At 66.6% G+C, this 14,065-nt stretch carries 12 protein-coding genes; 8 read left to right on the forward strand and 4 right to left on the reverse strand.

Going from position 1 to position 14,065, the window contains the following annotated elements:
* Positions 1-12: 12 nt before the first annotated feature.
* A complete protein-coding gene (locus tag ACSFBF_RS26025; RefSeq protein WP_435472090.1) occupies positions 13-681 on the reverse strand; it encodes a response regulator transcription factor in 669 nt (222 codons plus the stop codon).
* Between the two features lie 110 nt (positions 682-791).
* Here ACSFBF_RS26025 and ACSFBF_RS26030 point away from each other — a divergent pair, with 110 nt between their 5' ends.
* Both ACSFBF_RS26030 and ACSFBF_RS26035 read left to right on the forward strand, forming a co-directional pair.
* Complete coding sequence (locus ACSFBF_RS26030) at positions 792-1,760, forward strand: zinc-binding alcohol dehydrogenase family protein (protein WP_435472092.1); 969 nt, start codon at positions 792-794, stop codon at positions 1,758-1,760.
* A 117-nt stretch (positions 1,761-1,877) separates the two neighbouring features.
* Positions 1,878-2,408, forward strand: coding sequence for an RBBP9/YdeN family alpha/beta hydrolase (locus ACSFBF_RS26035; RefSeq protein WP_435472094.1), 531 nt, complete (start codon positions 1,878-1,880; stop codon positions 2,406-2,408).
* A gap of 12 nt (positions 2,409-2,420) precedes the next feature.
* Here ACSFBF_RS26035 and ACSFBF_RS26040 read toward each other — a convergent pair whose 3' ends face one another.
* Positions 2,421-4,022: a phospholipase D family protein gene (locus ACSFBF_RS26040; protein WP_435472096.1), complete on the reverse strand. Its 1,602-nt coding sequence runs from the start codon at positions 4,020-4,022 to the stop codon at positions 2,421-2,423.
* A 182-nt stretch (positions 4,023-4,204) separates the two neighbouring features.
* Between ACSFBF_RS26040 and ACSFBF_RS26045 the strand changes: the two genes are divergently transcribed.
* The 4 genes from ACSFBF_RS26045 to ACSFBF_RS26060 all read left to right on the forward strand — a co-directional run bounded on the left by ACSFBF_RS26045 (position 4,205) and on the right by ACSFBF_RS26060 (position 9,927).
* On the forward strand, positions 4,205-6,304 hold the full coding sequence (locus ACSFBF_RS26045) for a TonB-dependent siderophore receptor (RefSeq protein WP_435472098.1): 2,100 nt from the start codon (positions 4,205-4,207) through the stop codon (positions 6,302-6,304).
* 30 nt (positions 6,305-6,334) lie between these two features.
* Positions 6,335-7,531, forward strand: a complete 1,197-nt coding sequence (locus ACSFBF_RS26050) for a PepSY-associated TM helix domain-containing protein (protein ID WP_435472100.1) — start codon at positions 6,335-6,337, stop codon at positions 7,529-7,531.
* A complete protein-coding gene (locus ACSFBF_RS26055) occupies positions 7,528-7,725 on the forward strand; it encodes a hypothetical protein (protein WP_435472102.1) in 198 nt (65 codons plus the stop codon). Before ACSFBF_RS26050 ends, ACSFBF_RS26055 begins: the two co-directional genes overlap by 4 nt.
* A gap of 63 nt (positions 7,726-7,788) precedes the next feature.
* Entirely contained in the window at positions 7,789-9,927 is a 2,139-nt protein-coding gene (locus ACSFBF_RS26060) for a TonB-dependent receptor domain-containing protein (RefSeq protein ID WP_435472104.1), read from the forward strand.
* Positions 9,928-9,948: 21 nt separating this feature from the next.
* Here the strand turns inward: ACSFBF_RS26060 and metK are convergent, their stop codons facing one another.
* Positions 9,949-11,133, reverse strand: a complete 1,185-nt coding sequence (gene metK, locus ACSFBF_RS26065) for a methionine adenosyltransferase (RefSeq protein WP_435472106.1) — start codon at positions 11,131-11,133, stop codon at positions 9,949-9,951.
* Between the two features lie 214 nt (positions 11,134-11,347).
* Between metK and ACSFBF_RS26070 the strand changes: the two genes are divergently transcribed.
* The gene (locus ACSFBF_RS26070) at positions 11,348-12,238 is read left to right on the forward strand and encodes a lysophospholipid acyltransferase family protein (RefSeq protein WP_435472108.1); all 891 of its coding nucleotides are present in this window, start codon (positions 11,348-11,350) and stop codon (positions 12,236-12,238) included.
* Positions 12,235-13,119 (forward strand): LpxL/LpxP family acyltransferase, encoded by an 885-nt coding sequence (locus ACSFBF_RS26075; protein WP_435472110.1) that lies wholly within the window; start codon positions 12,235-12,237, stop codon positions 13,117-13,119. The genes ACSFBF_RS26070 and ACSFBF_RS26075 overlap by 4 nt, the downstream gene beginning before the upstream one ends.
* On the opposite strand, the gene ACSFBF_RS26080 is transcribed toward ACSFBF_RS26075, so the two are convergent.
* Positions 13,113-14,027, reverse strand: a complete 915-nt coding sequence (locus tag ACSFBF_RS26080) for an alpha/beta fold hydrolase (protein WP_435472112.1) — start codon at positions 14,025-14,027, stop codon at positions 13,113-13,115. The two genes, ACSFBF_RS26075 and ACSFBF_RS26080, sit on opposite strands and share 7 nt — an antisense overlap.
* Between the last annotated feature and the right edge of the window lie 38 nt (positions 14,028-14,065).

Here is a 14,065-nt window from a genome sequence, read left to right on the forward strand (position 1 = left end):
GTGACTTTGACTTCACGACGGAGCTTGGCCGACGACATAGCCGTGGCCGTGAACGGTGCGGATCAGGTCGTCGCCGAGCTTGCGGCGCAACTGGTGGATGAACACGGCAATGGTGTTGCTTTCGACGACGCTGGCCGTTCCGTAGACCACATCCTGCAGTTGATCGCGCGTGACGACGTGACCGGGGCGTTCCAGCAGGGCGAGCAGGGTGCGGTACTCGTGCGCGCTCAGCGGCACATCGACGCCGGCCTTGGTGACCACGCGGCGACTGCGGTCGACCGTGACGTCGCCACGGGAAAAAACGGGTATCACGCGACCCTGGCTGCGGCGGATGACCGAACGCACGCGTGCCCACAGTTCGTCGAACTGGAAGGGCTTGACGAGGTAGTCGTCGGCGCCTGCGTCGAGGCCGTGGATGCGCTCGCTCAACTGATCGCGCGCCGTAAGAATCAGGACCGGTGTCGGGTCGTAGCGGCTTCGCATCGACCGCAGCACCGTCAGGCCCGACTCCCCGCCTGGCAGGCCCAGGTCCAGCAGCACGGCTGCATAGGCATGGTCGATCAGGGCGATCCGGGCGGCTGATGCATTGCCGACACGGTCGATGGACCAGCCGCTCTGGCGTGCACCGTCGCACACGGCTTCACCCAGCATGTCATCGTCTTCTACGAGGAGCAGGTGCATGAGAGCGGAATTTCTTGTGGCCGAACGAAACAGCCCGGATGATGCGCCAGGATCATTAATGACTTTTTAAGATGTGCGAGAAGGCCATGAACGAAGTTGCGAGTAAAACCATGCGAGCCGTCGTGCTGGATGCACCCGGGCCGCCCGAGGCGCTGCACTATCGCGTGCTGCCCATACCGGTGCCGCTCAAGGGGCAGGTGCTCATCAAGGTCCGCGCCTTCGGACTCAATCGGTCGGAGCTTCATACGCGGCTGGGGCTGGCGGAAGGCGTGACCTTCCCCCGGGTGCTCGGCATCGAAGCCTGCGGTCAGGTTGCCGAGTGCCCCGGAGGCGAGTTCGCTGTCGATCAGCAAGTGGTTGCGGTGATGGGGAACATGGGGCGCACCTACGACGGCGGCTATGCCGAGTACACCTGCGTGCCGGTCAGCCAGGTGATTCCGTTCAAGAGCACGCTTCCCTGGAGCACGCTCGGCGCGGTGCCAGAGATGCTGCAGACGGCCTATGGCTCGCTGGTCAACGCGCTCGATGCGCAGCCCGGCCAATCGATCCTGGTGCGAGGTGGAACTTCATCGGTCGGGTTGGCCACGGCCATCCTGGCCAGGCAGCGCGGCCTCGTGGTCTTTGCAACCACGCGCAATCCCGGGAAGCGGGACGTGCTCACGGCTGCCGGGGTCGACCATGTGATCGTCGATGACGGCGATGTGGCTTCGCAGGTCCGCAAGATCATGCCGGGCGGCGTGGATCTCGCGCTGGAACTGGTCGGCACGCCTGCTCTGCCCGACACCTTGCGAGCGGTTCGGCCCAGGGGGCTCGTCTGCTTCACGGGAATGCTGTCGAACGAGTGGCTGGTCAAGGACTTCTATCCGATCGGCTATCTGAAGAATCTCGTGCGGCTTTGCGCGTACTCCGGCGATGCCTCCGACCTGCCGGCCTCGGTGCTCCAGGACTATCTGGATGGCGTGAGCGCGGGCAAGCTCAGCGTGCCCATCGATCATGTGTACGGCTTCGACGAGATCGTCGAGGCTCACAGGAAGATGGAGAGCAACAGCGCGGCCGGCAAGCTGGTGGTGGTCGTGTAGCAGGCCGCCCCGCCGATGACTTGAAGGTTTTCGGCCGCGTCTTCGAATGCCTTGCTCTTCCGGCCGGGCGGTCGCGCTTCATAGACTGAAGCGCATCGCTCAACGGGAGAACCGCGAATGGAAAATCCAGTCTTTGTCGTGCCTGGGCATGGCAATTCAGGCCCTGCGCATTGGCAGAGCATCTGGCAGTCGGCTAGGCCGCAGTGGCGCCGTCTGCAGGTCGATGACTGGGATCGGGCGGTTTGCGACGACTGGGTCTCGGCGATGGAGCAACAGGCTGGTGGGTTGGGCAGCGATCTGGTGGTCGTGGCGCACAGCCTGGGCTGCCTGGCCGTCGTGCACTGGGCGATGCGGTGCGCGCCCCGGATTCGGGGCGCCTTGCTTGTTGCGGTACCTGACCCTCAAGCGGCTGCCTATCCAGCGGAAACGTCGTTGGGGTTCGAGCCACTGCCGTCTGCCCGGCTGCCGTTTCCGAGCATCGTGGTCGCCAGCAATGACGATCCGTATGGCAGCACGGCCTATGCGAGCGAGCGCGCACGCGCCTGGGGCAGCGAGTTCGTCGAGGTGGGAGCGCGTGGGCACATCAACGCTGCCAGCGGCCTCGGCGATTGGCCCGACGGCTATCGCCTGCTGCAGGGATTGCTCTGAACCGGGCGCTGCCTACAGCTGGTCCGTGGGCACGAACCACGAGAACAGCAGCAGCTGCAGCCGCGTCAGCATGCTCGAATCCGGCTCGCTGTCGAGCACCTCGTTGTCGACGTCGCCGGTACCGACCCATTGCACGTTCTGGCCATCGGGCTTGAGCGTGACGCGATAGACACCCTCGATGTCGTCGAGTTGGTAGGCGAAGAGCAGCGCCTGCGTCAGATCGAAGCTGCGCACGCGCACGCCGAACTCGGTGTTCAGCCGGGCGGAGCGCGGGTCGAGGTTCATCGAGCCGAGCAGCACCCACTGGCGGTCGACGAGCGCCAGCTTGGCGTGCAGGCGGCCGCGCGCCTTCTTGAGCAGGTCGCGGAACTGGCCGCTGCGCCGCAACTGCTGGGTGCTGACCTCGTACAGGTTCACGCCCAGCTTGAGCATGTCGACGCGGTAGCGGTTGTAGTTGATGTTGACCAGCGGCTCGTCGCTGTCGGCCAGCGAGTTGGTGATGACGGTGATGTTCACGCCGTGGTCGCGGCCTATGCGGATGCGTTCCATGCCCTCGTCGCCCGGGATGAAGTAGGGCGAGATCACCACCACGTTCGACTGGGCCGTGGCCAGCATCTCGTGAAAACGCTGCGCCAGCGACTCCGTGGGATGCGCCATGACGCCCAGCGCCTTGTTGGGGCTGTCGGCGGATGCATGAGCCTCGGCGCGCATCCACTTGGCCTCGTCGATGTTGGCGAGCTGGGTGGCCAGTGGCGGGTCGCCGAGCAGGTCGGTGGCGGCCAGCGGGTCGGGCGGCGGCGCGTGGGTGGGGGAGGTCGCCTCTTCGAAGTCGGTTTTCAGCTCTTGCGGCGTGCGGCTGGTGCTGGCCACCCGCTGCAGGGGGTAGACCACGTCGCTGTTCCAGTAGGTGTCGAAGATGGCGGCGGACTCGGGGACCACCGGGCCGGCCAGCAGCAGTTCGAAATCGATGAAGTTCGCGCTTTCGCTGCGCAGGAAGTATTCGTCGGCCAGGTTGCGGCCACCCGCGATGGCCATGGCGCCGTCGGCCACGAACAGCTTGTTGTGCATGCGGTGGTTGAGCCGCCGGAAGTCGGAGAAGAACTCCAGCCAGCGCCCCGATGAATGGTCGCGCGCGTTCACGAAGGGATTGAACAGCCGGATCTCTGCATTGGGCTCGGCGGCCAGGCCCAGCAGCAGGCGGTCCATGCCGGCCGTGTAGAAGTCGTCGAGCAGCAGCCGCACGCGCACGCCGCGCCGGGCGGCATTGCGCATTTCGCGCAGCAGCAGGCGGCCGGTCTTGTCGTTGCCGAGCTGGTAGGTCTGGATGTCGAGCGACGACTTGGCGCGCCGCATCAGCTCCAGCCGCGCATCGAGCGCGAAGGAGGCCTCGATCAGCGGGCGCATGCTGGTCAGGCCGTCGGGCGGGGAATTGAGGCTGACGGCGGCGCGGCCGAGCTCGGTGGCAGGCGAGGCAGCAATGGCCAGCGTCGGCGGTTCGGGTGTGCGCGGCGGGAGGCCGGCGCAGCCGGTCAGCGCAATGGCAGTCGCAAGGACCATCAGCCGCAAAGCCGGACCGCGCAGCGCGGGAAACAGAAAGGCAATGAGCTTGAGCATGAGGGCTGCCAACGCACGGGAAGCGTGCGGGCGGCATCGTAGCCGGTTCACCCCCGACCGGAAGACGCAATTTCGCAACGCAACGCCCTTCACTCAGGGCGGTGATTGAGAGAAGCGGAAATTTGTCACGACTAAAATGCGAATCGTTCGTATTAATCAAAATTTCGAGGAGTGGAGCAGGAATGAAGAGGTTGGTGGCGCGGCGCAAGGCTGCATCGGTGCTGATGGGGTGCCTGGCGATTTCCACCCAGCACCAGGTGCTGGCCCAGACGACGAATGCAGGCTCGCTGCCTGAAGTGCGGGTCGACGCGAATGCCGAAGCCGAGACGGCGACCACGCCGGTGATCGGATACCGCGCGAAAAATGCGGTCACCGCCACCAAGACCGACACGCCGCTGTCGGAAACGCCCCAGTCAGTGACCGTGATCACGCGCGACCAGATGGTCGACCAGGGCGCGATCAACGTGCAGGACGCGCTCAACTACGCGGCCGGCGTGCGCTCCGACGCCTACGGCCTCGATTCGCGGACCGACTCCGTGCGGGTGCGAGGCTCCACCCCCGACGTCTACCTCGACGGCCTGCGCCAGGCCTACGGCTACTACACCAGCACCACCCGCACCGAGCCCTACACGCTGGAGCGCCTCGAAGTGCTGCGCGGCCCCTCGGGCATGTTGTTTGGCGCCGGCACGGCCGCCGGCGTGGTCAACATGGTGAGCAAGCGTCCGCTGCAGGAGGCCCAGCGCGAAGTGGGCGTGCAGTTCGGCAGCTTCGGCCGCAAGCAGATCCAAGCCGACCTCACCGGCCCGCTGAACGCTGATGGCACCCTGTCGTACCGCCTGATCGCGCTGCAACGCAAGTCCGACACGCAGGTCGACTACGTGCCCGACGACCGTAGCGTGATCGCGCCTTCGCTGACCTGGCGGCCCAACGCCATGACCTCGCTGACGCTGCAAGGCCTCTGGCAGAAGGACAAGAGCGGCAGCAGCTCGCAGTTCCTGCCGTGGGAGGGCACCTTGCTGCCGAACCCGAACGGGCGTCTTCCAAGCAGCCGCTTCATCGGCGAGCCGGGCGATTACTACGACAGCGAGCGCAAGACCTTCGGCTGGCAGTTCGAGCACAAGTTCAACGACAGCTGGACGCTGCGCCAGAACTTCCGCTACGCATACAACGAAAACGACAACCGCTACCACTACGGCGGCGCGTTCGCGGGGGCCGAAAGCTGGGATGCCACCGACCCGATCTTCAAGCGCGTGCTGGGCCGCTACTACGACAGCTCGCTCACGCGCAACCGCACGCAGACGCTCGACAACCACGTCGAAGGCCACTTCCAGACCGGCGCCCTGAAGCACACGCTGCTCGTGGGTGCGGACTTCGCACGCCAGCGCGAGAACGTCTGGGTCGGCACGACCTTCGACACCATCGATGTCTATGCGCCGGTCTACGGCCATCTCGACGAGCCCGTGCGCGACGCGCGGCCGCGCACCCGCCAGCGCCAGACGGGTGTCTATCTGCAGGACCAGATCAAGCTCGACAACTGGATCTTTGTGGCTGGCCTTCGGCACGACAGGGCCGTGTCCAGTGCCGCTGGCAGCGACGACGAGAAAAGCAGCGCCACCACCAAGCGCTTCGGCCTGATGTACGCCTCGCCCTCGGGCTGGTCGCCGTATGTGAGCTACAGCGAGTCGTTCACGCCGCAGGCCGCGCGCGAGGGCCGCCTCTTCAAGCCGCTGCGCGGCGAGCAATGGGAAGTGGGCGTGAAGTACGAGCCCAAGGACCGCGCCCTGGCCTTCAGCGCCGCGGTGTACGACCTGCGCGAGAAGAATCAGATCAGCGAGCCACAGCTCAAGGTGTTCACGCAGCTCGGCGAAACCAAGACCCGCGGCGTCGAGCTGGAAGCCAAGGGCTCGATCGGCCCGAACCTCGACCTCATCGCCCACTACAACTACACCGACGCCGACGCGCTGATCGAGGGCCTGCCCAAGCACCAGGCGAGCGTCTGGGCCAAGTACAAGTTCTCGGTTGGCGGCGTGAACGGCTTCTCGGCCGGCGCCGGCCTGCGCATGATGAGCTCGTTCCGCGACATGCAGTCGGGCGTTGGCCCGCGCATTCCGGGCGTTGCGCTGGCCGACCTCGTGTTCGCCTACGAGACCGCCGCCTGGCGCTATGCGCTCAACATCAACAACGTGACGGACAAGGTCTACTTCAGCACCTGCCTGTCGCGTGGTGATTGCTGGTACGGCTCGCGCCGCAACATCGTCGCCAGCGCGACCTACCGTTTCTAGAATCCCTTTCTCCATCAGAGCCACCACGACATGAACAGCCGAAAGATCAAGACCTGGGCCTGGGTGCACAAGTGGAGCAGCCTCGTGTGCACGGTGTTCATGCTGCTGCTGTGCATCACGGGCCTGCCGCTGATCTTCCACCACGAGATCGGCCACCTGCTCGGCACCGAGGTCGAGTCGCCGAAGATGCCGGCGGGCACGCCGCACATCAGCCTCGACCGCGTGCTCGACATCGCGAAGGCGAAGCACCCCGACCGCGTGGTGCAGTTCGCCTCGCAGCCCGAGGACGACAACGGCCTGTGGTTCGTCACGCTCACGCCCACGCCGGAGCCCACGGACGACTTCAAGTCCGTCGCGGTCGATGCGCGTACGGGCGAGGTGCTCGCGCAGCCGAAGTTCGACGAGGGCTTCATGTACGTGATGTTCAAGCTGCACGTCGATCTCTTCGCGGGGCTGCCGGGCAAGCTGTTCCTCGGCTTCATGGGCCTGCTGCTGCTGGTGGCCGTCGTCTCGGGCGTGGTGCTGTATTCGCCCTTCATGCGCAAGCTCGATTTCGGCACGGTGCGGCGCGAGAAGCGTCCGCGCCTGAAGTGGCTCGACCTGCACAACCTGCTGGGCATTGTCACGCTGGTGTGGGTGTTCGTGGTGGGCGCCACCGGCATGATCAACACATGGGCCGACCTGCTCATCAAGTACTGGCAGTACGACCAGCTCAGCGCGCTCATGACGCCCTACAAGAACGAGCCCATCGTGGCGGTGAACGAGCGCGCCTCGGTGCAGCGCTCGATGGACGCCGCGATGCAGAAGGCGCCCGGCATGAAGCTGTCGTTCATTGCGTTCCCGGGCACGTCGTTCTCGAGCCCGCATCACACCACCTTCTTCGTGCGCGGCAACGAGCCCTTCACTTCGAAGCTCTTCCAGCCGGTGCTGGTCGACGCCAAGACAGCAGAGGTGACCGCGACGCCGAAGCTGCCCTGGTACCTCTGGGCGCTGCTGGTGTCGCAGCCGCTGCACTTCGGCGACTACGGCGGCATGCCGATGCAGATCATCTGGGCGCTGCTCGACATAGCGACCATCATCGTGCTGGGCAGCGGGCTGTATCTCTGGCTCAAGCGGGGCAACCCGGTGCCCGCATCCAGCAAGAAGACGGCTGCGGCGCATGAACAGCATGTGCCGCCCACCGCTCCGCAGGGCGAGCCGGCTCCGGCGATGAAGGTTCAGGCATGAAGCCGCATCAACACCATCAAAGCTTCTGGCGCATGTGGGGCTGGCCGATCGTGCTCGGCCTGTTGACCACCTTCGGACTGATCTCGGCGCTTTTCAGCGATGGCGGGTTGGGCGACATCCTGGCCTGGTTTGCACTGGGCATTCCGTGCGTGGTGGGCGCCTGGTATGGCTGGCGCAGGGCGCCGGAGCGCTAGTTTTCCCTGAGAGTCGCGCCACCGCGACACGCGTGGCTGGCGTGCCGAAGCAGAATCGGCGCGATGAAACCTGCGCCCGTTGCTGCCGCCTGCCTTCTCTTGCTGGGTGTTCCGCTGGCCGCGCAGGCCCAGCAGGAGCCATCGGCCGACGCTGATACCAGCGGCGCGCGTCTGCGCGAGATCACTGTCTCCACGCCACGCGGCCAGGTCGCGCCCTTCAACGTGCCCGGCTCGGTCGACCGCGTCGACGGCGACGAGATGCGCGACAGCCGCCTGCAGGTCAATCTCTCCGAAAGCCTCGGCGCGGTGCCGGGGCTGCAGGTGCAGAACCGGCTGAACTACGCGCAGGACCTGCAGCTGTCGATCCGCGGCTTTGGTGCGCGCTCGACCTTCGGCGTGCGCGGCGTGCGGCTGTATGTCGATGGCATTCCCGCGACCCTGCCCGACGGGCAGGGGCAGACTTCGAACATCGACATTGGCTCGCTGGACCGGGTCGAAGTGCTGCGCGGGCCGTTCTCGGCGCTGTATGGCAATTCGTCTGGCGGCGTGTTGCAGGCCTTCACCGCTTCGGGCGAGGGCGCGCCGCGGCTGTCCTATTCGCTTGCGGGCGGCAGCTTCGGCACCTGGCGGCAGTCACTGCAGCTCAGCGGATCGCAAGGAGCGGTGGACTATCTGCTCGATGCGAGCCGCTTCCACACCGACGGCTGGCGCGAGCACAGCGCGGCGCGGCGCGACATTGCCAACGGCAAGCTCGGCATTGCACTGGACAACGGCGACAAGCTGACGCTGATCTTCAACAGCGTGCACATCGACGCGCAGGATCCGCTGGGCCTCACGGCCGATCAATACGCCCTGGCGCCGCGCAACGCCCCGCTGGCCACGCAGTACAACACCCGCAAGACAGTCGAGCAGACGCAGGTTGGCCTGCTCTACGAGCGGCGCATCGACGCGCAGCAGGGACTGCGCCTCATGGTCTACGGCGGCGAGCGCAAGACCACGCAGTTCCAGTCGATCCCGCCATCTGCGCAGCAGAACCCGCTGCACGCGGGCGGCGTAATCGACTTGTCGCGGCAGTACGGCGGCGTGGACCTGCGCTGGAACGCCGCGCTCACGCTGGCCGACCGGCCTTTCGACGTGGTGGCGGGCCTGGCCTACGACAGCCTGCGCGAAAAGCGGCGCGGCTACGAGAACTACCTCGGGCCGGTCTCGGCGCCGGTGCTCGGCGTCCAGGGGCGGCTCAGGCGCAACGAGCTCAATGAGGCGTGGAACCTCGATCCCTACGCGCAGGCCACCTGGCGCTTTACTGACCGCTGGACGCTCGAAGCCGGCGTGCGCCGCAGCAGCGTGCATTTCAACTCGCAGGACCGCTACATCGTGGGGGCGAACCGCGACGACAGCGGCAGCGCGCGCTACAGCAAGACGCTGCCGGTGGCCTCGCTGCGCTACCAGGCGACGCCGGACCTGGCGCTGTACGGCTCCATCGGTCGCGGCTTCGAGACGCCGACGCTGAACGAGCTTTCCTACCGGGCGAACGGTGCGAGCGGGCTCAACTTCGCGCTGCGGCCTTCGGTGAACGACAGCATCGAGGTCGGCGCCAAGGCGCGGCTTGCCGGCGGCCTGCTGACGGCGGCGCTGTTCCAGACCCGCACGCGCGACGAGATCGTCACGGACACCAACGTCGGCGGGCGCGCCACCTTCCAGAACGCGGGGCGCACGAAGCGCAACGGCTTCGAGCTGGGCTGGCAGCACGAGACCGCGAATCACTGGCGCACGCAACTGGCCTACACGTGGCTGGATGCGACGTACCGCGATGCCTTCTGTTCGCCGTCTCCGTGTGCGACTGCGAACACCGTGGCGGCGGGCAATCGCATTCCGGGTATTGCACGGCAATCGCTGTTTGCATCGCTGGGGTGGGTGCCGCCCGAGGGCTGGCGCGCTGGCGTCGAGATGCGCGCGCTGGGCCGCATGCAGGCCAACGACGTCAACACCGCGAGCGCGCCGGGCTATGCCGTCGCGGCGGTGTATGCGGGCTACTTGAAGAAATGGGAGCGTTGGGAGTTCAACGCCTTCGCGCGTGTCGACAACCTGTTCGACCGGCGCTACGTGGGCTCGGTCATCGTCAACGAGGGCAATGCGCGCTATTACGAGCCCGCGCCGGGCCGTAACTGGACGGTGGGCTTGAGCGGCGCTTACCGCTTCTGACGACCCACCGTCTTTTCTTGCTTACTTGAGGCCGGCAGCCGCGCGCAGGGTGGGCGCCAGCGTCGTCGCTTCCCAGGTGAACTCCGGCTCTTCGCGGCCGAAGTGGCCGTAGGCGGCGGTCTTCTGGTAGATCGGGCGCAGCAGGTCGAGCATCTGGATGATGCCCTTCGGACGCAGGTCGAAGTGCTCGCGCACGAGTTCGGCGATCTTGTCGTCGGGGATCACGCCGGTGCCTTCGGTGTAGACCGTGATGTTCATCGGCTCGGCCACGCCGATCGCGTAGGCCACCTGGATCTGGCACTGGCGCGCAATGCCGGCGGCCACGATGTTCTTGGCCACGTAGCGCGCGGCGTAGGCAGCCGAGCGGTCGACCTTCGACGGGTCCTTGCCGGAGAACGCGCCACCGCCGTGCGGGCAGGCGCCGCCGTAGGTGTCGACGATGATCTTGCGGCCGGTGAGGCCGCAGTCGCCCTGCGGGCCGCCGATGACGAAACGGCCGGTCGGGTTGATCAGGTAGCGCGTGTCTTTGAGCCACTCCTTGGGCAGCACGGGCTTGATGATCTCCTCGATGATGGCTTCGTTGAACGAGGCCTTCATCTTGGTCGAGGTTTCGCTCTGGTCGGGGCTGTGCTGGGTGGAGAGCACCACGGTGTCGATGCTGTGCGGCTTGCCGTCAACGTAGCGCATCGTGACCTGGCTCTTGGCGTCGGGGCGCAGGAAGGGCAGACGGCCGTCCTTGCGCAGCTGGGCCTGGCGCTCGACGAGGCGGTGCGCGTAGTAGATGGGCGCGGGCATCAGCTCGGGCGTTTCGTCGCAGGCGTAGCCGAACATCAGGCCCTGGTCGCCGGCACCGGTGTTCAGGTGGTCGTCGCTCGCGTGATCCACGCCCTGGGCGATGTCGTTGGACTGCTTGTCGTAGCAGACCATCACGGCGCAACCCTTGTAGTCGATGCCGTACTCGGTGTTGTCGTAGCCGATGCGCTTGATGGTGTCGCGCGCGACCTGGATGTAGTCGACGTGCGCGTTGGTCGTGATTTCGCCGGCTAGCACGACCAGGCCGGTGTTGGTCAGCGTCTCGGCGGCCACGCGGCTGCGGGGGTCCTGCTCGAAGATCGCGTCCAGGATGGCATCCGAGATCTGGTCGGCTACCTTGTCGGGGTGGCCTTCGGAGACGGATTCGGAAGTGAAGAGGAAATCGTTCGCCATTTGTTCAAACTCCTTGAAGTGGTTGGCGCGTTGCCAACTCTGCGGAGCCCTGGCGAACGCTTTAGCAGATGCCGATGAATCGGCCGGGGCACAATCGCTTCGCGCTTGTGTTTGTCGCCCTGCAAGTTGTTCCGTAACTCGGCGACAATTTGCATTCTATTCGAGCCGCGCAATACCATGCGCGCGCGTCCGTTTTTTGACCCCCCCGTTTTCAATGATCACCCTGTTCCGCCTGCTTGCCCGCGTGCCGATGCCGTTGATGCATCGACTCGGCGCCATGCTGGGCTGGCTGGTCTGGTGGAGCGCGCCGGACTACCGCCGCCGCTTCAAGGCCAACGCCGAGAGCGCGGGCTTCGCCCCCGACCAGTACCGTCCCGCCATTGCCGCCGCCGGCAAGATGGCTTCCGAGCTGCCCTGGCTCTGGCTGCGCCCGCAGGGCCAGACCGTGCTGCACCGCGTGGTGCGCTGGGAGGGTGTCGAGGCCTTCGAGACGGCCATGCAGGCCAAGAAGGGCGTGATCCTGGTGGCGCCGCACCTCGGTAGCTGGGAGATGTGCGGCCAGGCCATCGGCGAGCGCTTTCTTGCGGCCTACGGGCCGATCACGGCGCTGTTTCGCCCCGCGCGCAAGAAATGGATGGCCGACCTGATCGCCGCCGGCTCGCGCGACCGGCCCGGCCTGCAGACGCTGCCCACCAACAACAGCGGCGTGCGCGGCCTGATCCGCACGCTGCGCGGCGGGGGCTACACCGGCATCCTGCCCGACCAGGTGCCGCCGCTGGGGCAGGGCGTGTGGGCCCCGTTTCTGGGGCGCCCGGCGTACACCATGACCCTGCTTCCCCGCCTTGCGCAACAGACCGGCGCGGCCTGCTTCCTCAGCGTGTGCGAGCGCCTGCCGAACGGCGCGGGCTACGTGATCCGCTTCGAACCCATCGTCGGCACGGCGCTGACCGACCCGTCGGCCTCCATCGAGGACGCGTCGGCCGCCATGAACGACGCCATCGGCCGGCTGATCCACGGCCTGCCGGGCCAGTACGTGTGGGACTACGCCCGCTACAAGGAGCCGCGCGCCGAGCGCGTGGCCGCCACTGCCGGGGAGGCGGCATGAGCCTCGGTTCCCGACTCGGCATCGGCTTCATGCGCGTGATTGCGCCGCTGCCGTTGCCGCTCGTGCGCGGCTTCGGCGCGTTTCTCGGCCGCATCCTTCATACCGTCGCCGTACCGCGGCGGCGCGTGGTCGACACCAATCTGGCGGTGTGTTTCCCCGAGAAATCGGAGGCCGAGCGCCGCGCCATCGCGCGCCAGACCTTCGTCTACGTGGCGCAGTCCTGGCTGGACCGCAGCTGGCTCTGGCATGCGCCCGAGAAGGTGGTGGCGAGCCGGCTCAAGGTGGTTGGGGCCGCTTCGGAGATCCGCGAGATCGCCGACGGCGACGAGCCGATGATCCTGTTCGCGCCGCATTTCTACGGCCTCGACGCCGCGGCCACCGCCCTGACCATGCACACAGCGCGCCCCTCGGCCACCATCTACACGACCCAGCGCGACCCGATGGTCGACGCCTGGATTCGCGAAGGCCGCACCCGCTTCGGCGACGTGGCGGCGCTCAACCGGGTGGACGGCATCAAGCCGGTGCTGCAGGGCCTGCGCAAGGGCGGCCTGCTGTACCTGCTGCCCGACATGGACTTCGGGCGCGACCAGACCATCTTCGTGCCGTTCTATGGCGTGCAGGCAGCCACCGTGCCCTCGCTGTCGCGATTCGCGCGGCTGGGCAAGGCCAAGGTGGTGCCGGTGGTGTCGAAGCTCACGCCCGGGGGCTATGAGATCGAGATCTTGCCGACCTGGCAGAACTTTCCGACCGACGACGTCGAGGCCGACACGACGCTCATGAACACGCGGCTGCAGGGTTACATCGACACGATGCCTGCCCAGTACTACTGGGTGCATCGACGGTTCAAGACCCGCCCGGAGGGCGAGGCTCCTATTTACTGAGCGCGCTGCAGGAAGCCTTCGATCTCGCGGGCGACCAGTTGTGGTTGCTCGTGCACGATCCAGTGGGTCGCGTTCGGCACCTTCTTCACCTCGAGCTTCGGCACGTAGTCTTCCAGCCCTTCGAGCAGGCCGGGCAGCAGCGCCGCGTCGTCGAGTGCCCAGAACACGAAGGTCGGCACATCCACCGTGAGCCGTTCGCGTGGCAGCACGGGAATGCTGTCGATGGTCTGGCCCGGCAGCGGCGGCTTCATCGGTGTCACGCGATAGAGGTTGCAGGCGCCCGTGAGGCCCGCGCCCCAGACCTCGCGGTACTTCTGCTTCACTTCTTCGGTGAGCCAGCCGAAGCCGTCGGGGCCGGCCTTCATCAGCAGGAAGAAGGGCCACATGCGCTTGAAGTCGTCGGCCGCGAGCAGCGCCTCGGCATCGGGGCGCGCGAGGAAGTTCATGTAGGCGCTCGCTTGCTGCTGTTCCGGGCTGTTGCGCAGTTCGCGGGTGAAGGTGCCCGGGTGCGGCGAATTGATGATGACCAGCTTGCCGACCTGCTGCGGGAATGCGTTGGCATAGCCCCAGGCAAAGGCGCCGCCCCAGTCGTGGGCCACCAGCGCTGCCATGGTGCCGTCGGCGCTTTCGGTCGCGACGAGCTGCTGGATGTCCTGGATCAGCAGGTGGGCCTTGTAGGCTGCCACTTCCGTCGGCGCGCTCGACTTTTCGAAGCCGCGCAGGTTGGGCGCCACGCAGCGGTAGCCGCCGTGGGCGGGGTCCGCGAAGTAGTCGAGCAGTTCGTCCCAGATGAACGCGGCCTCGGGGAAGCCGTGGAGGAACACCATCAGCGGCTGGCCCGGCTTGCCGACGGCGCGGCAGCTCAGGGTGGTGCCGTTGGGCAGGCTGCGTTGGAAGGTCTCGATCATGCTTCTTGTCTCCTTGGGTTGACTGTCGCTATTGTTTT

The sequence above is a fragment of the Variovorax nivicola genome (genome assembly GCF_051216475.1).
Taxonomy (GTDB): Bacteria; Pseudomonadota; Gammaproteobacteria; order Burkholderiales; family Burkholderiaceae_C; genus Variovorax.

Bases quoted from the DNA above. Each gene is read 5' to 3' on its own strand.
- ACSFBF_RS26035 (WP_435472094.1), top strand. From the start codon at position 1,878: ATGGAAAATCCAGTCTTTGTCGTGCCTGGGCATGGCAATTCAGGCCCT.
- ACSFBF_RS26060 (WP_435472104.1), top strand. From the start codon at position 7,789: ATGAAACCTGCGCCCGTTGCTGCCGCCTGCCTTCTCTTGCTGGGTGTT.
- metK (WP_435472106.1), bottom strand. From the start codon at position 11,133: ATGGCGAACGATTTCCTCTTCACTTCCGAATCCGTCTCCGAAGGCCAC.
- ACSFBF_RS26040 (WP_435472096.1), bottom strand. From the start codon at position 4,022: ATGCTCAAGCTCATTGCCTTTCTGTTTCCCGCGCTGCGCGGTCCGGCT.
- ACSFBF_RS26055 (WP_435472102.1), top strand. From the start codon at position 7,528: ATGAAGCCGCATCAACACCATCAAAGCTTCTGGCGCATGTGGGGCTGG.
- ACSFBF_RS26075 (WP_435472110.1), top strand. From the start codon at position 12,235: ATGAGCCTCGGTTCCCGACTCGGCATCGGCTTCATGCGCGTGATTGCG.
- ACSFBF_RS26030 (WP_435472092.1), top strand. From the start codon at position 792: ATGCGAGCCGTCGTGCTGGATGCACCCGGGCCGCCCGAGGCGCTGCAC.
- ACSFBF_RS26025 (WP_435472090.1), bottom strand. From the start codon at position 681: ATGCACCTGCTCCTCGTAGAAGACGATGACATGCTGGGTGAAGCCGTG.
- ACSFBF_RS26080 (WP_435472112.1), bottom strand. From the start codon at position 14,027: ATGATCGAGACCTTCCAACGCAGCCTGCCCAACGGCACCACCCTGAGC.
- ACSFBF_RS26070 (WP_435472108.1), top strand. From the start codon at position 11,348: ATGATCACCCTGTTCCGCCTGCTTGCCCGCGTGCCGATGCCGTTGATG.
- ACSFBF_RS26045 (WP_435472098.1), top strand. From the start codon at position 4,205: ATGAAGAGGTTGGTGGCGCGGCGCAAGGCTGCATCGGTGCTGATGGGG.
- ACSFBF_RS26050 (WP_435472100.1), top strand. From the start codon at position 6,335: ATGAACAGCCGAAAGATCAAGACCTGGGCCTGGGTGCACAAGTGGAGC.